Origin of the sequence: Bradyrhizobium sp. DN3, from assembly GCF_041357655.1 — a bacterium.
GTDB lineage: Bacteria > Pseudomonadota > Alphaproteobacteria > Rhizobiales > Xanthobacteraceae > Bradyrhizobium.
In genome coordinates this window covers 254,894-275,889 of sequence record NZ_JAULLN010000001.1, presented here as the reverse complement: position 1 = coordinate 275,889, position 20,996 = coordinate 254,894, and the positions used below count along the sequence as shown (strand labels likewise).

General features: G+C 64.3%; 20 protein-coding genes. 12 read left to right on the top strand and 8 right to left on the bottom strand.

Translation table 11 applies throughout. The annotated features are described in order from the left end of the window. Window positions 1-12: 12 nt before the first annotated feature. Both AAE027_RS01190 and AAE027_RS01185 read left to right on the top strand, forming a co-directional pair. A complete protein-coding gene (locus AAE027_RS01190; protein ID WP_370985146.1) occupies window positions 13-1,200 on the top strand; it encodes an amino acid ABC transporter permease in 1,188 nt (395 codons plus the stop codon). 2 nt (window positions 1,201-1,202) lie between these two features. Next, window positions 1,203-2,306, top strand: a complete 1,104-nt coding sequence (locus AAE027_RS01185) for an amino acid ABC transporter permease (RefSeq protein ID WP_370985147.1) — start codon at window positions 1,203-1,205, stop codon at window positions 2,304-2,306. A gap of 218 nt (window positions 2,307-2,524) precedes the next feature. Here AAE027_RS01185 and AAE027_RS01180 read toward each other — a convergent pair whose 3' ends face one another. Beyond that, on the bottom strand, window positions 2,525-3,955 hold the full coding sequence (locus tag AAE027_RS01180; RefSeq protein WP_370985148.1) for an amidase: 1,431 nt from the start codon (window positions 3,953-3,955) through the stop codon (window positions 2,525-2,527). Window positions 3,956-4,076: 121 nt separating this feature from the next. Next, window positions 4,077-4,853, bottom strand: coding sequence for an SDR family oxidoreductase (locus tag AAE027_RS01175; RefSeq protein ID WP_370985149.1), 777 nt, complete (start codon window positions 4,851-4,853; stop codon window positions 4,077-4,079). A gap of 155 nt (window positions 4,854-5,008) precedes the next feature. Here AAE027_RS01175 and AAE027_RS01170 point away from each other — a divergent pair, with 155 nt between their 5' ends. Beyond that, window positions 5,009-6,082 carry a tartrate dehydrogenase gene (locus AAE027_RS01170; RefSeq protein ID WP_370985150.1) on the top strand — a complete coding sequence of 358 codons (1,074 nt, stop codon included), beginning with the start codon at window positions 5,009-5,011 and terminating at the stop codon, window positions 6,080-6,082. Window positions 6,083-6,349: 267 nt separating this feature from the next. Here the strand turns inward: AAE027_RS01170 and AAE027_RS01165 are convergent, their stop codons facing one another. The 4 genes from AAE027_RS01165 to AAE027_RS01150 all read right to left on the bottom strand — a co-directional run bounded on the left by AAE027_RS01165 (window position 6,350) and on the right by AAE027_RS01150 (window position 10,671). Continuing rightward, window positions 6,350-7,423: a malate/lactate/ureidoglycolate dehydrogenase gene (locus AAE027_RS01165; RefSeq protein WP_370985151.1), complete on the bottom strand. Its 1,074-nt coding sequence runs from the start codon at window positions 7,421-7,423 to the stop codon at window positions 6,350-6,352. 123 nt (window positions 7,424-7,546) lie between these two features. Continuing rightward, complete coding sequence (locus AAE027_RS01160) at window positions 7,547-8,458, bottom strand: NAD(P)-dependent oxidoreductase (RefSeq protein WP_370985152.1); 912 nt, start codon at window positions 8,456-8,458, stop codon at window positions 7,547-7,549. Between the two features lie 12 nt (window positions 8,459-8,470). Next, window positions 8,471-9,721 (bottom strand): Zn-dependent hydrolase, encoded by a 1,251-nt coding sequence (locus tag AAE027_RS01155; protein WP_370985153.1) that lies wholly within the window; start codon window positions 9,719-9,721, stop codon window positions 8,471-8,473. 32 nt (window positions 9,722-9,753) lie between these two features. Next, window positions 9,754-10,671 carry a LysR family transcriptional regulator gene (locus AAE027_RS01150; RefSeq protein ID WP_370985154.1) on the bottom strand — a complete coding sequence of 306 codons (918 nt, stop codon included), beginning with the start codon at window positions 10,669-10,671 and terminating at the stop codon, window positions 9,754-9,756. Window positions 10,672-10,791: 120 nt separating this feature from the next. On the opposite strand from AAE027_RS01150, the gene AAE027_RS01145 reads away from it, so the two are divergent. From AAE027_RS01145 to AAE027_RS01120, 6 genes are all read left to right on the top strand, one after another. Beyond that, window positions 10,792-11,607, top strand: coding sequence for a putative hydro-lyase (locus tag AAE027_RS01145; RefSeq protein WP_370985155.1), 816 nt, complete (start codon window positions 10,792-10,794; stop codon window positions 11,605-11,607). 89 nt (window positions 11,608-11,696) lie between these two features. After that, window positions 11,697-12,941, top strand: coding sequence for an ABC transporter substrate-binding protein (locus tag AAE027_RS01140; protein WP_370985156.1), 1,245 nt, complete (start codon window positions 11,697-11,699; stop codon window positions 12,939-12,941). Window positions 12,942-13,175: 234 nt separating this feature from the next. After that, window positions 13,176-14,054: a branched-chain amino acid ABC transporter permease gene (locus tag AAE027_RS01135; RefSeq protein WP_091895304.1), complete on the top strand. Its 879-nt coding sequence runs from the start codon at window positions 13,176-13,178 to the stop codon at window positions 14,052-14,054. Further along, entirely contained in the window at window positions 14,054-15,037 is a 984-nt protein-coding gene (locus AAE027_RS01130) for a branched-chain amino acid ABC transporter permease (protein ID WP_370985157.1), read from the top strand. Before AAE027_RS01135 ends, AAE027_RS01130 begins: the two co-directional genes overlap by 1 nt. Continuing rightward, window positions 15,034-15,765: an ABC transporter ATP-binding protein gene (locus AAE027_RS01125; protein WP_128955474.1), complete on the top strand. Its 732-nt coding sequence runs from the start codon at window positions 15,034-15,036 to the stop codon at window positions 15,763-15,765. Before AAE027_RS01130 ends, AAE027_RS01125 begins: the two co-directional genes overlap by 4 nt. After that, on the top strand, window positions 15,749-16,453 hold the full coding sequence (locus AAE027_RS01120; RefSeq protein WP_370985158.1) for an ABC transporter ATP-binding protein: 705 nt from the start codon (window positions 15,749-15,751) through the stop codon (window positions 16,451-16,453). Before AAE027_RS01125 ends, AAE027_RS01120 begins: the two co-directional genes overlap by 17 nt. A 16-nt stretch (window positions 16,454-16,469) precedes the next feature. Here the strand turns inward: AAE027_RS01120 and AAE027_RS01115 are convergent, their stop codons facing one another. Then, on the bottom strand, window positions 16,470-16,871 hold the full coding sequence (locus tag AAE027_RS01115; RefSeq protein ID WP_128935067.1) for a hypothetical protein: 402 nt from the start codon (window positions 16,869-16,871) through the stop codon (window positions 16,470-16,472). A gap of 244 nt (window positions 16,872-17,115) precedes the next feature. Continuing rightward, window positions 17,116-17,790, bottom strand: coding sequence for a 3-oxo-tetronate 4-phosphate decarboxylase (gene otnC / locus AAE027_RS01110; RefSeq protein WP_370985159.1), 675 nt, complete (start codon window positions 17,788-17,790; stop codon window positions 17,116-17,118). Window positions 17,791-17,895: 105 nt separating this feature from the next. Here otnC and ltnD point away from each other — a divergent pair, with 105 nt between their 5' ends. The 3 genes from ltnD to otnK are packed head-to-tail and all read left to right on the top strand — an operon-like array spanning window position 17,896 to window position 20,886. Next, the gene (ltnD, locus tag AAE027_RS01105) at window positions 17,896-18,813 is read left to right on the top strand and encodes an L-threonate dehydrogenase (protein WP_370985160.1); all 918 of its coding nucleotides are present in this window, start codon (window positions 17,896-17,898) and stop codon (window positions 18,811-18,813) included. A 16-nt stretch (window positions 18,814-18,829) separates the two neighbouring features. Then, on the top strand, window positions 18,830-19,612 hold the full coding sequence (gene otnI, locus AAE027_RS01100; RefSeq protein ID WP_370985161.1) for a 2-oxo-tetronate isomerase: 783 nt from the start codon (window positions 18,830-18,832) through the stop codon (window positions 19,610-19,612). Continuing rightward, window positions 19,609-20,886: a 3-oxo-tetronate kinase gene (gene otnK, locus AAE027_RS01095; protein ID WP_370985163.1), complete on the top strand. Its 1,278-nt coding sequence runs from the start codon at window positions 19,609-19,611 to the stop codon at window positions 20,884-20,886. The genes otnI and otnK overlap by 4 nt, the downstream gene beginning before the upstream one ends. The last annotated feature ends 110 nt before the right edge of the window (window positions 20,887-20,996 follow it).

Here is a 20,996-nt window from a genome sequence, read left to right as displayed (position 1 = left end):
GATTTTTGTGCCGTGACCTCAGATGCGCCGAGACCGTCGCCGCGCCGCCACTTCTTCGGCGCCTTCGGGCGCCGCGAGCTGAAGGGCCTGTTCTGGCAGGTCCTGGTCGTCGGCATCGCGGTTGCGGTCGTCGCCTTCCTCTGGTCCAACACCGTCACCAACCTCTCGGCCCGCCGCATCACCACCGGTTTTGCCTTCCTCGGCCGCGAGGCCGGCATGCCTATCGCCGACAGTCTGCTCGCCTATAGTCCGAGAGACACTTACTTCTGGGCCTTCGTCGTCGGCGTCGCCAACACCTTGCGCGTTGCCGTGATCGGGATCGTGCTCGCGACGATTTTGGGCACGCTAATCGGCATCTCGCGATTGTCGGCGAACTGGCTGCTGTCACGGCTCGCCGCGGTCTATGTCGAGACGCTTCGCGATATCCCGCTGCTGCTTCAGCTCCTGTTCTGGTACGTGTTGATGCAGGCGCTGCCGGCCGCACGCGCCGCGTGGCGACCTGTCGAGGGTGTGTTCCTCTCCAATCGCGGCTTGATCCTGCCGGCGATCCCGTTCGGCCCGCCGCAGCTCGCGGTCCTCGGCACTGCAGTGCTGGGGTGTGCGGTGTTCTATATGGTCCGGCGATGGCTGGTCGCGCAGCAGATGCGCGATGGCAAGCCGCGGCCGGCGTGGCCCTTTGCGGTTGCGCTGGTGATTGCGTTGCCGGCGCTGGCGTCCGTGCTGCTCGGCGTATCCTGGCGGATCGAATGGCCCCAGCTGCGCGGCTTCAACTTCGTCGGCGGGCTGACGCTGGCGCCCGAATATTTCGCGCTGCTGATCGCGCTCGTCACCTACACCTCGGCCTTCATCGCCGAGATCGTGCGCAGCGGCATCCAATCCGTGCCGCGGGGACAGTGGGACGCCGCCAACGCGCTCGGTCTGCGCCGCAGCTTCATGCTGCGGCAGATCATCTTGCCGCAGGCGCTACGCGTGATCGTGCCGCCGATGACGAGCCAGTATCTCAATCTGACAAAAAACTCCTCGCTCGCGGTCGCGATCGGCTACCAGGATGTCGTCTCGATCGCGAACACCACGCTGAACCAGACAGGCCAGGCAATCGAGGCGATCGCGTTGATCATGGCGGTGTTCCTGACCATCAGTCTCGGCATCAGCTTTTTCATGAACTGGTACAATGCGCGCATCGCGCTGGTGGAGCGCTGAGGATGACGGCGATCAGCGATATGCCGGACGTGCCGCGTGCCGCTCGCCGCCCGCAAGTTGGTAATCCGATGCTGCGCTGGCTGCGCAGCAACTTGTTCTCGTCGATCCCGAACGGCATCCTGACGATAGTGCTGCTGGCGGTGCTCGCGAAGGGCGTGATCAGCTTCGTGCAATGGGGCGTTGCCAGTGCGGTCTGGCTTACGCCGGTGAATGATTCCAGCGCTTGCCGCGCGGTGCGCGGCATCGGCGCCTGCTGGGCGGTCATTCCTGAAAAGTACCGCTTCATCCTGTTCGGCACCTATCCGTTCGACGAGCAGTGGCGGCCGGCGCTGTCGGTCGTGCTGTTCATCGCGCTGTTCTATCTTTCGACGCGCCGCGCGCTCTGGCGGCGCGAGCTCGTTTTCATCTGGATCGGTGCGCTCGCGCTGATCAGCGTGCTGATGTGGGGCGGGGTGCTGGGACTCTCTTTCGTCTCGCAGGATCGCTGGGGCGGATTGCCGGTGACACTGATCCTGGCGACGTTTGGACTCGCGTTCGGCTTTCCACTCGGCATCCTTGTCGCGCTCGGCCGGCGTTCAAAGCTTCCAGCGATCCGTTCGCTCAGTGTGCTCTATGTCGAGCTGATCCGCGGCGTGCCGCTGGTGAGCCTCTTGTTCATGGCCAGCGTGATGTTTCCACTGTTCATGCCCAGTGGGTTCAACATCGACAAGCTCCTGCGCGCACAGATCGCGATCATCCTGTTCGCGGGCGCCTACCTTGCCGAAGTCATCCGCGGTGGCCTTCAGGCCGTGCCGCGTGGTCAATATGAGGCTGCCGACGCGCTCGGGCTGTCCTACTGGCGCAAGAACCGGCTGATCATCCTGCCGCAGGCGATCCGCCACGTCATCCCGCCGCTGGTCAACACCTTCATCGCCTTCTTCAAGGACACCAGTCTCGTGCTGATCATCGGCATCTTCGACCTGCTGACGACGGCGAAGACCGCGATCATCGATCCCGCCTGGCAGCAGTTTTCCGTCGAGGTCTATATCTTCGTCGCCGCAATCTATTTTGTCTTTTGCTTTGCGATGTCGCGCTACAGCCGGAGTCTTGAAGCGACGAGAAGGTGATCTTCCTTCTCCCCTTGTGGGAGAAGGTGGCATAGGCGGCCTTTGGCCGCCGTTCTTGGGAACGCCGATGCTTCGCATCGGCTATGGCGCCGGATGAGGGGTTTGCTTCAGCGAACTCCCATGACGAGATTTGCGCGCGGAGAGATACCCCTCACCCGTCTCGCCGCTATGCGGCGATCCACCCTCTCCCGCAAGGGGAGAGGGGTACTGCGCTAGCATCATGGATTGCGCTGTTGCTTCACCCTCGGATCGATCGGTGTCGTGCCGCGCAGGCCCAATATATCCTCCAGCACTTTCGCGCCTGCGATCACTTGCGCATCCGCACGTGGTGCGCCGACCACCTGCACGCCGACCGGCAGGCCTGACGCCGTGAAACCGCAGGGCAGCGACAGTGACGGGCAGCATGCGAGCGTGATGGCGTAGACGATGCCGAGCCATTCGACGTAATTGTCAAATCGCTTGCCCGCGCATTCGGCGACATAGCGATTTTCGACCGGGAAGGGCGGCACGATCGTGGTCGGCACCAGCAGGAGATCGTAGGTCCTAAAGAACTCGACCGCGCGCGCGGTCATGCCGACGCGCTGGGCCTCGGCACGTTCGAGCTGCTCGACGGTGAGCTTGAGGCCTTCCTCGATGTTCCAGATCACCTCCGGCTTGAGCAGGTCACGCTTGGTGCGAAGAAGTTGCGCCTTGCTGATCGCGAAGTCGAAAGCGCGCAGCACGTGGAAGCATTCATGCGCCTCGCGCCAGTCCGGATGCGCCTCCTCGACGGTGACGCCGGCCTCGGCGAAGCGTTCAGCCGCCTTGCGTGTGATCGCCTTGACTTCGGGATCGACCGGCGTGATGCCGAGATCGGGCGAATAGGCGATGCGCCTCGGCTTCTTGCCGGACTGGGCAGCCGACAGGAACGACATCAGAGGCGCCGGCAGCGACAGCGGATCGGCGGCATAGTCGCCGCTCATGGCATCCAGCAGCAGCGCGAGATCCTCGACGTTGCGGGCCATCGGGCCCTGCACGCCGAGATTGCGGTCGATGCCCGCCTTGGGCGTATGCGCGACGCGGCCGATGCTCGGCCGCATGCCGACGATGCCGCAGAAACTTGCCGGACTGCGCAGGCTGCCGCCCATGTCGGAGCCCTGCGCGAGCCAGGCCATGCCGGTGGCCAGCGCCACTGCCGCGCCGCCGGAGGAGCCGGCGGCAGATTTCGAAGTATCCCAGGGATTGAGGGTCGCACCGAACACCTCGTTGAAGGTGTTGGCGCCGGCGCCGAATTCCGGCGTGTTGGATTTGGCGTAGATCACCGCGCCGTTGGCTTCGAGGTTCTCGACCATGAGGTCGGATTTCGCGGGGATGTTGTCCTTGAAGATCGGCGAGCCCTGGGTGTTCAGCACGCCCGCAACGTCGGTCAGATCCTTGATCGGCACCGGCAGGCCCGCGAGCAGCCCGCGCGCGCCGGCCGGCTTCTGCATCAGCGCCTTGGCGTTATCCCGGGCGCGATCGAAGCACAGCGTCGGCAGCGCGTTGACCTTGCCATCGACTTCACTGATGCGCTTTTCCAATACGTCCAGCAGTCCGAGCGGCGAGACGTCGCCAGACCGCAATTTGTCGACGACGGTGCACGCGGTTTCGCGGATCAGCTCTTGAGACAACTATTTTACTCCTATGCTTGTACTTGGTGCCGTCATTGCGAGCGAAGCGAAGCAATCCAGTCTTTTCACCGCGGGGGCATTTCTGGATTGCTTCGCTTCGCTCGCAATGACGGGGATAGAGTTAGCCCCATCCGGAGCTGATGCCGCCGTCCACGGTGTAGATCACCCCCGACGTATAGCCCGAGCGGTCCGACGCCAGGAACGCCATGAGATCGCCGATCTCGCGCGCATGCGCAGGGCGGCCGAGCGGCAGGCTCTTCTGGAATTCCTTGTAGCGGCTCTCGTCGCCGAATTGGTGCTTTGCCCGCGTCTTGAGCAGGGTGACGTGGCGGTCGGTGCCGACAGGGCCGGGATTGATGCCCACCACGCGGATGTTGTCGGCGAGACTTTTTCCCCCGAGCGCACGGGTGAAGGCCATCAGCGCGGCATTGCCGGCGCTGCCGCAGATGTAATTGGCATCGAACTTCTCGCCGGCGGCGCCGATGTCGTTGATGATCACGCCGCCGCCCTTGGCCTTCATCTGCGCATAGATCTGCCGCGTGAGGTTGATGTAGCCGAACACTTTCAATTCCCAGGCGTGCCGCCAGGTCGCCTCGTCGATCTTGTCGATGGACCCGCCAGGGATGTCGCCGGCGTTGTTGACGAGGATGTCGATGTCCGCAGCTTCCTTGGCGAGCCGCGCGATGTCCTCGGCTTTGCGTAGATCGACGATACTCGGCGCGGCATCGACCTGGTGCGCGGAGCGCAACCGCTCGGCCAGCGCCTTGAGCTGCTCGCCGCTGCGGGCAGCGAGCAGCAGATGCGCGCCTTCCTCGGCAAACGCCTCGGCGGCGGCCGCGCCGATGCCCTTGGATGCGCCCGTGATCAGGACGCGCTTGCCACGCAGATGCAGATCCATGAAGGGGACTCGCAGGACAGGAACAGGATCAAATCAGTAGGCGCTCGGTCGCGCCATGGTCAACATTGCAGTGCAGCGTTGCACTGCCGCCGCGTTTGGTCCATTGCAGTGCGATCAAAAGGCGGCGGCTGCCGAACCAACCAGGGACATTCTCGATGAGCAAGAAACAATACCGGATCGCGGTCATTCCCGGCGACGGCATCGGCAAGGAAGTGATGCCTGAGGGCCAGCGCGTTCTGGAGGCGGCGGCGAAGAAGCACGGGGTGTCCCTGCAATTCGACCATTTCGACTTCTCGTCCTGGGACTATTACGAGAAGCACGGCCAGATGATGCCGGATGACTGGAAAGAAAAGATCGGCAAGCACGATGCGATCTATTTCGGTGCGGTCGGTTGGCCGGCCAAGATTCCGGACCACGTCTCGCTGTGGGGCTCGTTGATCAAGTTTCGTCGCGAGTTCGACCAGTATGTGAACCTGCGCCCGGTTCGGCTGATGCCCGGCGTGCCGTCGCCGCTGGCGAACCGCAAGCCCGGCGACATCGATTTCTGGGTGGTGCGCGAGAACACGGAAGGCGAATATTCCTCCGTCGGCGGCCGCATGTTCCCGGACACCGACCGTGAGTTCGTGACGCAGCAGACGGTGATGACCCGCACCGGCGTGGATCGCATTTTGAAGTTCGCCTTCGAGCTCGCGCAGTCGCGGCCGAAGAAGCACCTGACGTCGGCGACGAAATCGAACGGCATCTCCATCACGATGCCCTATTGGGACGAACGCGTGGAGGCGATGGCCAAGAAGTTCCCGGGCGTGAAGTGGGACAAGTACCACATCGACATTCTTACCGCGAACTTCGTGCTGCATCCGGACTGGTTCGACGTCGTGGTCGGCTCCAATCTGTTCGGCGACATCCTCTCCGATCTCGGCCCGGCCTGCACCGGCACCATCGGCATTGCGCCGTCAGGCAACATCAATCCCGAGGGCGATTTCCCCTCGGTGTTCGAGCCGGTGCACGGCTCGGCGCCTGACATCGCGGGGCAGGGCATCGCCAACCCGATCGGCATGATCTGGTCGGGCGCGATGATGTTGGAACATCTCGGCGAGAAGGAAGCCGCCAAGTCGATCGTCGACGCGATCGAGCGCACGCTCGCCGAACGCACGCTCCGGACCAAGGACCTCGGCGGTAACGCGGACACGACGGCCTGCGGCAAGGCCGTCGCGGAGATGGTGGATTAGTTCGGTGCTTCACCCTCTCCCCTTGTGGGAGAGGGTGGCTTCGATGCGGAGCATCGAGGCCGGGTGAGGGGTCTCTATCCGCGGAGATAGGCCTCTCATTTGAAGGACACCTCGTGGAGCGAACCCCTCATCCGGCGCCATAGCCGATGCGAAGCATCGGCGTTCCCAAGAACGGCGGCCGAAGGCCGCCTATGCCACCTTCTCCCACAAGGGGAGAAGGGAGGGCAGCGCGGAAAGTGACTCTTCCATTCCCGCGCAGCAGATTACTTACCCCACGATCTTCTCGATCGCGGCTTGATCCATCCCGAACTTCTTCCCGGCCTCGAGAATTTCCTGCCAGGTGGTCGGATCGACCGGAATGCCTTCGGCGAGGCGCTTCTTCTTGGTCTCGCGCTCGGGCTCGCCGGCGATTCTGACCTTGTCGACGCCGGGGCCGGGCGGCGAGCCGGTGTGCCAGGCAACGAAACTCTCGACTTCGCGCGCGAGGTTCTCGCCAGTGCCGAGCTTGCCAGGGTCGATGACGATCGAGAGCATGCCGTTGAGGACGTTGTACTTGCCGTCGGACGGGCCCTTGACCACCTGCCCGCCGGAGAGCGCGCCGCCGAGGATTTCGCACACCAGCGCGAGCCCCGAACCCTTGTGCTCGCCGAACGGCAGGATCGCGCCGTATGGCGGGATCACGGTGTAGCGCGGATTGACCGTGGGCTTGCCTTCATCGTCGATGATGGTGCTGGGCTCGAGCTCGACGCCCTTGTTGTGGGCGACGCGGGTCTTGCCCTGCGCGATCCTGCTGGTGGCGAAGTCGAGCACGATGGGGTCCTTGCCCCGGCGCGGGATGCCGACGCAGAACGGATTGGTGCCGTGGCGCGCATCGCTGCCGCCCCAGGGCGCCACGATCGGGCGCGAGATCACGTTGACGAAGTGGATCGAGACCAGCCCGTGGTCGATGCATTGCTCGGCCCAGTGACCGATGCGGCCGATATGGTGCGAGTTCGAGAGGCCGACGAGGCACACGCCATTTTTCTTGGCGCGCTCGGCAGCCAACTCCATCGCCTCATGGCCGATCACCTGGCCGTAGCCGGTCAGGCCGTCGAGGGTGAGCAGCGGACCGGTGTCGAGCACGATCTTGACGTGCTGGTTCACGGCGAGTCCGCCTGTCGTGACGCTCTGAACATAGCGCGGGATCATGCCGACGCCGTGGGAGTCATGTCCCTTCAGATTGGCCTCGACGAGGTTGGTGGACACGAGCTCGGCCTCGCGGTCCGAGGAGCCGCCGGCCTTGACGATGGCGTGGATGGCGTTGGTGAGCGGCTCTGCCTTGATGGTGCGGTAATCGGCCATTTGTTATTGCTCTTATCCTCTTACGATCCGGCGGGGGGCGTAGGGTGGGTTAGGCGAAGCCGCAACCCACCTCTTCTGTCCCAGCGGAAATAGACAGTGGTGGGTTACGCTTCGCTAACCCACCTACGAACTTACGATCCGGCGGCAGTGCTCCCACGCCGCTTCAATCAGATTCTCGCTCGCTTCCGGGGTGCGGAAGGCGGAATGCGCCGACAGTGTCACGTTCGGCAATTTCGTCAGCGGATGATCGCCGGGCAGCGGCTCGATGTTGAAGACGTCGAGACCGGCATGGCGGATGTGGCCCGACTTCAGCGCGTCGATCATCGCGGCTTCGTCGACGATCGCGGCGCGAGCGGTGTTGATGAGGATGACGCCGCGCTTCATCGCAAGGATCTTCTCGCGCGTGATCATGCCGCGCGTCTCATCGTTGAGCAGCAGATGCAGCGACACCACGTCGCTCCTTGCCAGCACGGTGTCGAGATCGGTGAACTCGACGCCAGGACAGCTCTTCGGCGAGCGGTTCCAGGCGATCACCTTCATGCCGCTGCCGGACGCAATGCGGGCAACTTCCGCGGCGATACCGCCGAAGCCGATCAGTCCGAGCGTCTTGCCGGTGAGCTGCATGCCGTCCTCGCGCAGCCAGTTGCCGCCGCGCATCTCGCGATCCATCATCGCGATGACGCGGGCGGAGGCCCACATCAGCGCGATCGCGGATTCCGCCACTGCCGTGTCGCCGTAGCCCTTGATCAGATGCACCGAGATGCCGAGTTCGGCCAGTTTCTCCGGATTCATGTAGCTGCGCGCGCCGGTGCCGAGGAACACGACGTGCTTCAGCCCGGCGCACTTCTTCGCGACGTCGGTCGGCAGCGCGGTGTGATCGACGATGGCGATTTCGGCGCCGTCGAGGATCTCGGGATATTGTTCGGGCTTGATGTTGGGGTCCCTGTGGATCCGGACCTTGGGATCGCCCGGCTTCTCCAGCCGCTCCATGATCACGGCAAGCGTTTCATTGGCGTCGACGAAAACTCCGCGCATGGTTCTCTCCGGTCAGGATGCGACGCCGGCGATCGCCAGCACGGTATGCATGAGCACGTTGGTGCCCGCGGCGCAGTCGGGCTGCGTGGCATCCTCCAGCTCGTTGTGGCTGATGCCGTCCTTGCAGGGCACGAACACCATTGCCGCCGGCATGATGGTGTTGAGGTTGCAGGCGTCGTGGCCAGCTCCGGAGGTGATGCGGCGAGACGAATAGCCGAGCGTCTTCGCCGCGTTCTCGACCGCCGCAATCAGCTTGGGATCGAAATGCGTCGGCGGCTTGCGCCAGACCAGGTCGATCTTGACCTCGACCTTGCGGCGCGCGGCGATCTCGGCAATCGCGGCGCGCAAATCGCGATCGAGCGCGTCCATGATGGCGCCATCCGCGCTGCGGCAATCCATGGTGAAAGCGATCTCGCCGGGAATGACGTTGCGTGAGGGGTTTGCGATCACGGCCTCGCCGATGGTGCCGACCGCGTTCGGTCCATGCTTTTTCGCGATCGCTTCCATCGCCAGCACGATCTCCGACAGTGTCGCCAGCGCGTCGCGCCGCAGCGGCATCGGCGTCGAGCCGGCATGGCTCTCGAAGCCGGAAATCTTGCCGTCATACCACAGCACGCCCTGGCCGGAATCGACCACGCCGATGCTCTTGCCTTCGGCCTCCAGGATCGGGCCCTGCTCGATGTGCAGCTCGACGAAGCAGCCGAGCTTCTGGAAACCGACCGGCTTGTCGCCGCGATAGCCGATGCCGTCGAGGGCCTGGCCGACGGTCGTACCCTCGGCGTCCTTGCGCGACAAAATGTCGTCGGTGGTGAAGTCGCCGACATAAGCCGCGGAGGCCATCATCGCCGGTGCGAAGCGCGAGCCTTCCTCGTTGGTCCAGTTGACGACGCAGATCGGCGCTTCGGTTTCGATGCCGGCATCGTTCAGCGTGCGGATCACTTCGAGTGCGCCGAGCGTACCCAGAATGCCGTCATACTTGCCGCCGGTCGGCTGCGTGTCGAGATGCGAGCCGATGCCGACGGGCGGCTTCGACATGTCGCGTCCCTTGCGCAGGCCGAACATCGAGCCGAGCGCATCGACATGCACCTCCAGGCCCGCGTCTTCGCAGGCCTTACGGAACCAGTCGCGGACCTGCTTGTCCTCGGAGCTGAGCGTCAGCCGCCGCACGCCGCCCTTGGCCGTCGCGCCGAACTGCGCGGTCTCGTGGATGGAGCCCCAGAGGCGGGCGGAATCGATCTGCAGGTTGGTGGCGGCTCGGCTCATGCGGTCAGTCTCTCAATTGTCCGGCGCCTTTTTCAATGACGCGCCAGCGCGGGCGCGTCAACCGCGAGGCTGCTCTGCGCAATTTGCCGTGCCAGCTCAGCGACGCGCTCGACTGCCACGACGTCGGGCGAGGCGAGCCAGCTCGCGGTGAAGGTCAGCGGCGCGATCGCGAGATCGGTGTCGAGCAGTTGCAGCCGCCCGTCGGCAAGCTCGTTCTCGACGATGGCGTCGGGGATCACGGCGATGCCGAGTCCTTCGACCGCCATGTGGATGACGGTGGCCAGCGAGGCGGAGGCGTGCAGCCGGATCGGCGGCAGCTCAGGCCGGTCGAACACTTCGCGCACGACCTCGTAAGGCTTGGTCTTGCGCGGAAAGGTGATGATCGGAAATCGTGCGAGCTCCGCCGGCGTCACCGGACCCTGGCCGAGGCCGAGCGAGGGGCTTGCGAGGAAGCCGATCGGATAATCGGCGAGCACGCGATTGTGCACGCCGGAAGTGGACAGCGGTCCCACCACAAACGCAAGCTCGATCTCCTGCGCGAGCAGGCGCGCGGTGAGGTTCGGCGTGATGTCGACCTCGATCTCCAGCGACAGGTTCGGATAGACCTCGTTCACGCTCTTCACCAGGCGCGGCAGCCAAGTGTGCACGATGGTCTCGGCGACGCCGAGCCGCATGACGCCGCGCATTGCCGAGCGATCGCCGATCTCCGCCATCATCGCGGCGCGCAGGCCGATCAGCTTCTCCGCATAGACCATCATCTGCCGGCCGCTCGGCGTCGGCGAGGCGACGCGATGATCGCGATTGAGGAGCTTCACGCCCATCTCGCGCTCGAGCTGGGCGATGCGCTGGGAGATCGCTGGCTGGGTGGTATTGAGCCGTTGTGCAGCGCCCCGAAAGCTGCCGAGCTTCACAACCCAGAGGAATGTCTCGATCGACCTGAAGTCCAGCATTGGAAGGATTTTCCCAGTCGATAAATCAGATTTATCGAGATTGATTAGAAACGACGATTAGACTTTATAGCACGCTTGGTGTTGGCTTGTCTTTGTCGAGTTTATAGGCAGGTCGATCCCATGACTGTTTTGGTGGCAGCGCAGCAAACTGAAACGCCCGACATGCTCCCGAGCCGCAAGGCCCGGCTCGCCTATCGCAACGGGCTGGTCGCCTCCACCGCCGGCGTCGCCCCAGGATTCGTTCAGGGCAATCTGGCGATCCTGCCGGCGGAATATGCCGGCGCCTTTCACCGCTTCTGCCAGCTCAATCCCAAGCCGTGCCCGATCATCGGCATGTCCGACGTCGGCAGCCCTTACATCCCTTCGCTCGGCGCCGATCTCGACATCCGCACCGACGTTCCGCGCTATCGAGTCTGGCGCGACGGCGAGGTCGTGGACGAACCGACCGACGTGACGTCGTATTGGCGCGACGATCTCGTCACCTTTGTGCTCGGCTGCTCCTTCTCGTTCGAAGAGGCCCTGCTCGACGAGGGAATGCCGATCCGCCACATCGAGAAGAACGTGCGCGTGCCGATGTACCGCACCAACATCGCCTGCAGCGAGGCCGGACCGTTTGCCGGCCCGATGGTGGTGTCGATGCGTCCGTTCAAGCCGGCGGATGCGATCCGCGCGGTGCAGATCACCTCGCGCTATCCCGCCGTGCACGGCGCGCCGGTACATCTCGGCCATCCGCATCTGATCGGCATCAAGGACATTGCCAAGCCCGACTACGGCGATCCCGTGCCGGTCGCAGATGACGAGATCCCGGTGTTCTGGGCCTGTGGTGTCACGCCGCAATCGGTCATCAACGCCGCGAAGCTGCCGTTCGCGATCACGCATTCGCCCGGCCTGATGCTGGTGACGGATCTCAAGAACAGGACCATGGCCGTGATTTAGCAGGCAGCGTTTGCTGCTTGTTCGGGCTTTACCGCATCCATCAATCGCTCCATTCGATCAGCCGAAATTCAGTAACAGGGGACTTTGCCATGACGATCTCTCGCCGCGACGTGTTGTTGGGAGCTACCGCTACAGCCGCGCTGGTGCCGCTGGCCGCGCGCGCACAGAGTTCGGAAGTCGTGATCGGCGTGATCTATCCGTTCTCCGGCGGCAGCGCGCAGCAGGGCGTCGATGCCCAGAAAGCCTATGAGACCGCGCTCGAAGTCATCAACAAGGACACCGATTTCGACCTGCCGCTGGCGAAGGGCGAGGGCCTGCCGGGCCTCGGCGGCGCCAAGGTGCGCCTCGTGTTCGCCGACCACCAGGCCGATCCGCAGAAGGGGCGCGCCGAGGCCGAGCGCCTGATCACGCAGGAGAAGGTCGCCGCCATCATCGGCACCTATCAGAGCGCGGTCGCCGTCACCGTCAGCCAGATCTGCGAGCGCTACCAGATCCCGTTCGTCTCCGCCGACAATTCCTCGCCGAGCCTGCATCGCCGCGGCCTCAAATATTACTTCCGCGCCGCCCCGCATGACGAGATGTACTCGGCCGCGATGTTCGATTTCTTCGATGCCATGAAGAAGAAGGGCACCAAGATCGAGACGCTGTCGTTGTTCCACGAGGACACCATCTTCGGCACCGATTCCGGCAACGCCCAGGCCAAGATCGCCGGCGAGCGCGGCTACAAGATCGTGACCGACATCAAGTATCGCGCCAACTCGCCGTCATTGTCGGCCGAGGTGCAGCAGCTCAAGACCGCCAATGCCGACGTGCTGATGCCCTCGAGCTACACCACAGACGGCATCCTCCTGGTCAAGACCATGGCCGAGCTCGGTTACAAGCCGAACGCGATCGTGGCGCAGGATGCCGGCTTCTCGGAGAAGGCGCTCTATGATGCCGTCGGTGACAAGCTCGAAGGCGTGATCTCGCGCGGCACCTTCTCGCTCGACCTCGCGCAGAAGCGCCCGATGGTCGGCAAGATCAACGAGATGTTCAAGGCGCGGTCGGGCAAGGACTTCAACGACCTCACCTCGCGCCAGTTCATGGGCCTGATCATCCTCGCCGACGCCATCAGCCGCGCCAAGTCGACCGACGGCGAGAAGATCCGCGACGCGCTGGCCGCGACCGACATCCCCGGCGAGCAGACCATCATGCCCTGGAAGCGCGTCAAGTTCGACGAGGCAGGCCAGAACAACGACGCCGACCCGGTGCTGCTGCAATATGTCGGCGGCAAGTTCGTCACCATCTTCCCGCCGCAGGCCGCGATCGCCGAGGCGATCTGGCCGATGAAGTAAGCGGGACGCAGCGCCGGGGCAGGGAACCAAGCACTGTGAGAGCCGAGAAGATCGAGCCGCTAACCGCATTCTCCGTCATTGCGAGCGAAGCGAAGCAATCCAGAAATGTATCCACGGAGACAGTCTGGATTGCTTCGTCGCATCAGCGCAAAATTGCTTCGCAATTTTGTCGCGAGCTCCTCGCAATGACGGAAGTTCCGCGCTTATCCTGAGCGCATTTGTGGGGGACGACTTTTGACAGCCCAAGCCATTATCCAGAGTCTCGCGAGCGGCCTGCTCATGGGCCTGCTCTATGGACTGATCGCGGTCGGCCTCGCGCTGATCTTCGGCCTGATGGACGTCGTGAACTTCGCCCATGGCGAGTTCCTGATGATCGCGATGTATGCGAGCTTCTTCCTGTTCGCGTTCTTCGCCATCGATCCCTTGCTGTCGGCGCCATTGGTTGCCGCGGCGCTGTTCGTGTTCGGAGCGGTGGTCTACCTACTCATTGTACGCTTCGCCATGCGAGCCAAGGCCAATGCCGGCATGGTGCAGATCTTCTCCACCTTTGGCCTTGCCATCGTGATGCGTGGCCTGGCGCAGTTCTTCTTCACGCCGGATTATCGCAGCATTCCGCAGTCATGGCTCGGCGGCAAAACCATTTCGGTCGCCGGCATCTTCCTGCCGGAGCCGCAGCTGATCGGCGCGCTGGTCTCGATTCTCGCCTTTGCCGGCCTCTACTTCTTCATCCATCGCACCGATTTCGGCCGTGCGTTGGAAGCGACGCGTGAGGATCCCGGCGCGGTGGCCCTCGTCGGCATCGACAAGAACCGTGTGTTCGCGCTGGGCTGGGGCTTGGGTGCCGCGCTGGTCGGTCTGGCCGGCGCCATCATGGCGGTGTTCTTCTACATCTATCCCGATGTCGGCGCGTCCTTTGCGCTGATCGCTTATGTCACGGTGGCGCTGGGCGGCTTCGGCAGCGTGTTCGGCGCCTTCGCTGGCGGCATCATCGTCGGCCTCGTGGAGGCCGTCACCGCCTTGGTGCTGCCGCCGTCGCTGAAGTCGGTCGGCATCTACGCCGTCTACCTGCTCGTCGTCTTCATCCGGCCGCGTGGCCTGTTCGGGTCGATGTGATGGACAAGAATTTCGCCGCGCGGCGCCGCCGCGACCTCATCATCGCCGCGGTGCTGGCCGGGCTCGCAGCGCTCGCGCCGCTGTTCATCAAGGATGTCTACGTCCAGAACATCCTCGTCCTGACCTTGATGTATGCGGCGCTGTCGCAGAGCTGGAACATCCTGTCCGGCTATTGCGGACAGATCTCGCTGGGCCATGCGCTCTATTTCGGCATCGGCGCCTACACCACCGAGCTCTTGTTCACCAAGTTCGGCGTGCTGCCCTGGTTCGGCATGCTCGGCGGTGGCGTGGTTGCCGCCCTGATCGCAATGGGACTCGGCTATCCCTTCTTCCGCCTGCGCGGCCATTACTTCGTGATCGCGACCATCGTCATCGCCGAGATCGGACTGCTGCTGTTCCAGAACTGGGAGTGGGCGGGAGCCGCGATGGGCATCACCATTCCGATCCGGGGTGACAGCTGGCTGAAATTCCAGTTCCTGCGCACCAAGCTGCCGTACTTCTATTTCGCGCTGGCGCTCTGCTGCCTCGCCTGGTTCGTCACCTGGTGGCTGGAAGACTCCAAATGGGGCTTTTGGTGGCGTGCGGTGAAGGACAATCCGGAGGCGGCCGAAAGCCTCGGCGTCGTCGTGTTCAACTCCAAGATGGGCGCGGCAGCCGTCTCCGCCTTCCTCGTCGCCATCGGCGGCGCCTTCTATGCGCAGTTTCTCGCCTATATCGATCCCGAGAGCGTGATGGGCTTCCAGTTCTCGCTGCTGATGGCGCTGCCGGCCGTGCTCGGCGGCATCGGTACCCTCTGGGGGCCGGTGTTAGGGGCTGCCATCCTGATCCCGATGACCGAGCTGACGCGCTCCTATATCGGCGGCTCCGGGCGCGGCGTCGACCTCATCGTCTACGGCGCCCTGATCGTGCTGATCTCGCTGGCGTTACCGCAGGGTCTGGTGAGCCTGTTCTCGCGTACCAAGGCGAAGGGGGCCACGCGATGACCGCGCTCCTTGAAACCCGCGGCGTCTGGCAGCGTTTTGGCGGCCTCGTCGCCAACAGCGATGTCTCGATCTCGGTCGGCCGCGGCGAGATCGTCGGCCTGATCGGCCCGAACGGCGCCGGCAAGTCGACGCTGTTCAACCTCATCGCCGGCGTCTTGCCGCCGACGCAAGGCTCGATCTGGTTCGACGGCGAGGATGTCACCCATATGCCGGCGGCCGAGCGCTGCCAGCGCGGCATCGGGCGCACCTTCCAGGTGGTCAAGAGCTTTGAGACCATGACGGTGGTCGACAACGTCATTGTCGGCGCTTTGGTTCGCAACACCGTGATGCGCGAGGCGCGCCGCAAGGCGCATGAGGTGCTGGAGTTCACCGGCCTTGCCGCACGCGCCGACGTGCTCGCAAGCGACCTCGTGCCGGCCGAGAAGCGCCGCCTCGAAGTCGCCCGTGCGCTCGCAACCGAGCCAAAGCTGTTGCTGCTCGATGAGGTGCTCACCGGCCTGACGCCGACGGAGGCGCAGACCGGCGTGGCGCTGGTGCGCAAGGTGCGCGATGCCGGCATTACCGTGCTGATGGTCGAGCATGTCATGGAGATCGTGATGCCGCTGGTCGATCGCGCCATCGTGCTCGACCTCGGCAAGGTGCTGGTCGAGGGCAAGCCTTCCGAGGTCGTCCGCGATCCCAAGGTGATCAGCGCATATCTGGGAGATCGTCATGCTGTCGGTGCGTGAAGTCACGACGGCCTATCAGGGCCTGGTTGCGATCTCCGCGGTCTCGATCGAGGTTCAGAAGGGCGAGATCGTCTGCGTCGCCGGCGCCAACGGTGCGGGCAAGTCGACGCTGCTCAAATCCATCGCCGGCGCCGAGCGCCCGCGTTCGGGCTCCGTGACGTTCGACGGCAAGCGCCTCGACGGCATGGCGCAGCATCACATCACCGCCACCGGCATTGCCTATGTGCCGGAGAACCGCCGGCTGTTTCCGCGCCTGTCGGTGCGCGACAATCTCCGCCTCGGCAGCTATCTCTATCGCGGCGAGGCAAACCGCGAGGAGCCGCTGGATCTCGTCTTCAATCTGTTCCCGCGCTTGTCCGAACGCCTCGAGCAGCGCGCCGAGACGCTTTCCGGCGGCGAGCAGCAGATGCTCGCGATCGGCCGTGCGCTGATGACGCGCCCGCGGCTGTTGATGCTGGACGAGCCCTCGCAGGGCATCATGCCAAAACTGGTCGACGAGATTTTTCAGGCGGTGAAGCGCATCCGCGACGCCGGCATGACCGTGCTGATCGTCGAGCAGCGCATGGCCGAGTGTCTGGAGATCGCCGACCGCGCCTACATCCTGCAGACTGGGCGCGTGCTGATGCAGGGCCCGTCCGTGGAGATCAAGGGCAATCCGGATGTGCGGAAGGCGTACCTCGGATTGTAGCCGCTCGCTACGATCCCTATCCTGATTGCTTCTTGTTCCGGTTCTTGCTTGCGCCGCGCAGCGTCGACGCGGGTGCCGAGGGTTGCCCGAAGCCATTCATCTGGATGCAGGAGAGAAGGTCGACATAGCTTTCGATGCCACCGGCGGAGGCCTCGGCGTAGCATTGGGTGCGAATTTTCTCCGGCGTTGTCGTCCAGATGGACCCGAGCTGTTGCTGTGCGGTTTGCTCGTCGCTCATGCAGGCCTCGTAGGACTGCGGCTCGGTCAGCGACTTGTCGATTTCCTGAGTTGCCTTGCAATTGGCCTCGACCTTGAGATCGGGGACGCCGCCGCGCGCGGACGTCTGGGCGTTTGCGGAAAGTGGCAGGGCAATAAAGCAGGCGGCAGAGAGGAGGGCGCAGGATATTTTGAAATCCATGACAATTCTCCTAGCGATCGATGAAACAACTCCTTCAGTCAATTACAGGGAGATCATGTGCTCGCGATCCCGATGATGCAAATCAATTCCGGTCCGCTGGTCCCGCATATCGCTCCGCTCATGCGGGCTACTGTCCTCACCACATCATCCGTCATTTGCGAGCGCAGCGAAGCAATCCAGAGTCTTCCCGCGGAGGGATTCTGGATTGCTTCGCTACGCTCGCAATGACGGGGTTAGAGCCGGGCTAATGCCCATCCCCATGCTCCGGCAACGTCACCCCGAACACCTTCACCAAATCCGTCACCTGCTCCGGCGATAGATAGCGCGGGTTCATGCCGCGCAGCAGCAGGTACAGCTTGGCCGTTTCCTCCAGCTCTTCCGTGGCGAACACCGCGGCCTCCAGCGTGTCGCCCGCGACCACCGGGCCGTGATTGGCGAGGAGCACGGATGAATATTTCCCTGCCAGGCGCTTGATCGCGTCCGCGACCGCGGGGTCGCCCGGGCGGTAATAGGGCACGAGCGCGGTGGCGCCGCATTTCATCAGATAATAGGCCGTCATCGGCGGCAGCGCGGCGCGCGGGTCGATTTCGGGCAGCATCGAGAGCGCGACCGAATGGGTCGAGTGCAGGTGCACGATCGCGCGCGTGCTCCCGCGCGTGTCGTAGAGGGCGGTGTGCAGCGGAACTTCCTTGGTCGGCGCATCGCCCGAAACCAGCCGTCCCCTTCTATCCAGCCGCGACAGCCGCGCCGGATCGAGGAAGCCGAGCGAGGCGTTGGTCGGTGTCACCAGCCAGCCGTCATCGTCCAGCTTGACGCTGATATTGCCGGAGGAGCCCGGCGTCAGTCCGCGCTCGAACAGCGACCGCCCGAAGCGGCAGATATCCTCACGCAGCCGTGTCTCGTTGTTCATGGCCGTCATGCCTGCTTGTCTCACGCTTTGGCAGCGCGGCCAAGCCGTGTTATCGGTGCGCCGAGCCGCCGCAAAGGGCGGCCGTCCGGGAAACGTTTCGCAAGGGTTAGTTGCATGTCCGCCTCCACGTCCCAAAATCAGCGCATCGCCGTGATCGGGCTCGGCTCGATGGGCTTTGGCATGGCGACATCGCTGAGGCGTGCCGGCCATACCGTGACCGGCTGCGACGTTTCGGCGGATGCCGTCGCGCGCTTCGTGAAGGACGGCGGCGCAGGCGCCAGGACGCCGGCCGAGGCGGCCAAGGACGCCGATATCGTGGTCAGCGTCGTGGTCAACGCCGCCCAGACCGAAACCATCCTGTTCGGCAAGGACGGCGCCGCTGAGACCATGCCGAAGGGCAGCGTCTTCATATCCTCGGCGACCATGGACCCGGATATCGCGCGGCGCCTTGCTAAGCAGTTGGAGGCCACCGGCCGGCATTATCTGGATGCGCCGATCTCCGGCGGAGCCCAGCGCGCCGCGCAAGGCGAGCTGACCATCCTCGCTTCCGGCAGCTCCGCCGCTTTTGCCAGCGCGCGCCCAGCGCTCGATGCCATGGCCGCAAAGCTCTATGAGCTCGGTGATGCCGCAGGGCAGGGCGCTGCCTTCAAGATGATCAATCAGCTCCTCGCCGGTGTGCACATCGCCGCGGCTTCGGAAGCGATGGCGTTCGCGGCCAAGCAGGGCCTCGACATCCGCAAGGTCTATGAGGTGATCACGGCCTCCGCCGGCAATTCCTGGATGTTCGAGAACCGGATGCCGCATGTGCTCGACGGCGACTACACGCCGCGTAGCGCGGTCGAGATCTTCGTGAAGGACCTTGGTATCATCCAGGACATGGCGCGCAGCGCCAGATTCCCGGTGCCGGTCTCCGCCGCCGCACTCCAGATGTTTCTGATGACATCAGCCGCCGGCATGGGCCGCGACGACGACGCGTCGGTGGCGCGAATGTATGCGCAGGTCACCGGCGTCAAGCTGCCCGGCGACAAGTAGAACTGAGAGGACTCCGATGCCCCGTTTTGCCGCCAACCTCTCGATGATGTTCACCGAGGTGCCGTTCCTCGACCGCTTCGATGCCGCCGCGCAAGCCGGCTTCACCGCCGTCGAGTTTCTCTTTCCCTACGAGCATCCGGCCGAGGCGGTCGGCGAGCGCCTCAAGCGTAACGGGCTGACCCAGGCGCTGTTTAATCTGCCGCCGGGCGACTGGAACGCCGGCGAGAAAGGTTTTGCGGCGTTGCCAGCGCGCTTCTCCGATCTCAAGGCCAGCCTGGAGACGGCGCTGCCGTATGCCAAGGCGACCGGCGTCAAGCGCCTGCACCTGATGGCTGGTATCGCCAACCGCGGCGAGCGCGTCGCGATCGAGGCGTTCTACAAGTCAGTGGCGTGGGCCGCGGAGTTCTTCGCACCTCACGGCATCGACATCGTGATCGAGCCGATCAATGCACGCAACGTGCCCGGCTACTTCCTCAACGATTTCGGTTTCGCGCGCGACCTGATCCAGGAATTGCGACTTCCGAACCTAAAACTCCAGTTCGACATCTATCACTGCCAAATCATTCATGGCGACGTCACCATGCGGCTGCGCGAGATGATGCCGATCATCGGCCACATCCAGATCGCCAGCATCCCCTCGCGCAACGAGCCTGACGGCGAGGAGCTGAACTATCCGTTCCTGTTCGAAGAGATCGACCGGCTCGGCTATGCCGGCTTCATTGGCTGCGAATACAATCCGCGCGGCAAGACAACGGATGGGCTCGCTTGGTTCAAGCCTTACGCTGGAGTGAAGCCGTGACACTCGCATTGGGCTGCATCGCCGACGATTACACCGGCGCCTCCGATCTCGCCAACACGCTGACGCGCGCCGGCTTGCGCACCGTGCAGACCATCGGCGTGCCTGCCGATGATTTGGCGTTGCCCGAGGTCGATGCCGTCGTGGTGTCATTGAAGAGCCGCTCGATCGAGGCGGGCCTTGCCGTGTCGCGTTCGCGCGCGGCGGAGGCGTGGCTGCGCGGCCGCGGCGCCGGCCACGTGCTGTTCAAGATCTGCTCGACCTTCGATTCCACTGACGCCGGCAATATCGGCCCCGTCATGGACGCGCTCCGCGCCGATTGCGGCGAAGGCGTCGTTCTGGTGACGCCGGCCTTTCCGGAGACCGGCCGCACCGTCTATCAGGGCAACCTCTTCGTCGGCGCCGTGCCCTTGAACGAGAGCCCGCTGAAGGACCATCCGCTCAACCCGATGCGGGATTCCAACCTGGTGCGCGTCTTGGCGCGCCAGAGCAAGACGCAGATCGGCCTCGTCGATCTCGCCACAGTCACGCGCGGGGCAGACGCCGTGCGGGCGCGGCTGGCCGAACTCGCGGAGAAGGGCATCGGTGCCGCGATCATCGACGCCGTGTTCGACCGCGACCTCGAGACCATCGGCCTCGTTGCCGCCGAGCATCGGCTGTCGGTCGGCGCCTCCGGCATCGGCCTTGGCCTGGCGCGGGCGCTGGTGTCGACCGGAAAGGTGCGGTCGAGCGCGGCGGGCAGCGACGCTGGTGCGGCGGTTGGCGACCCGGCGGCGTGCCTTGCCGGGAGCTGCTCGCAGGCGACGCTTCAACAGATCGCCAATGCCGAGCGTGTCATGCCGGTGTTACATCTTGATCCCGAGCAGATCGTTTCAGGTTCTGGCGAAGCGCAGCGCGCGCTGGCCTGGGCGCGGCCGCGTCTGGCGGATGGCCCTGTTCTGATCGCCTCGAGCGCGACACCGGAAGCCGTTGCCGCCGTTCAGGCGCGTCATGGCCGCGACGCGGCCGGGCATGCCATCGAGCAGGCCATGGCCGACATCGCCGAGGGCCTGGTGCAGGCCGGCGTCCGGCGCCTGATTGTCGCGGGCGGCGAGACGTCGGGCGCCGTGGTCGACCGGTTGAGGATTCCTGGGTTTCTCGTGGGCGTGGAAATAGCCGCGGGCGTCCCGGTGCTGCGTGCGGTCGGTGCGCAGGCAGGCGAGATGTTGCTCGCTCTGAAATCCGGCAATTTTGGCGGTCCGGAGTTTTTCTCCGATGCGCTTAGGCTCATGCGCTGAGCGCAGGGCATTCTTAGCCGCCTGTTCATTTCTTTCGGGCTCCGTACTCGTACGGAGTCGTAGTTAACGTCCGCACAGGTGCTCAGGTGCTGGATGTCGGTGCTGCTCCC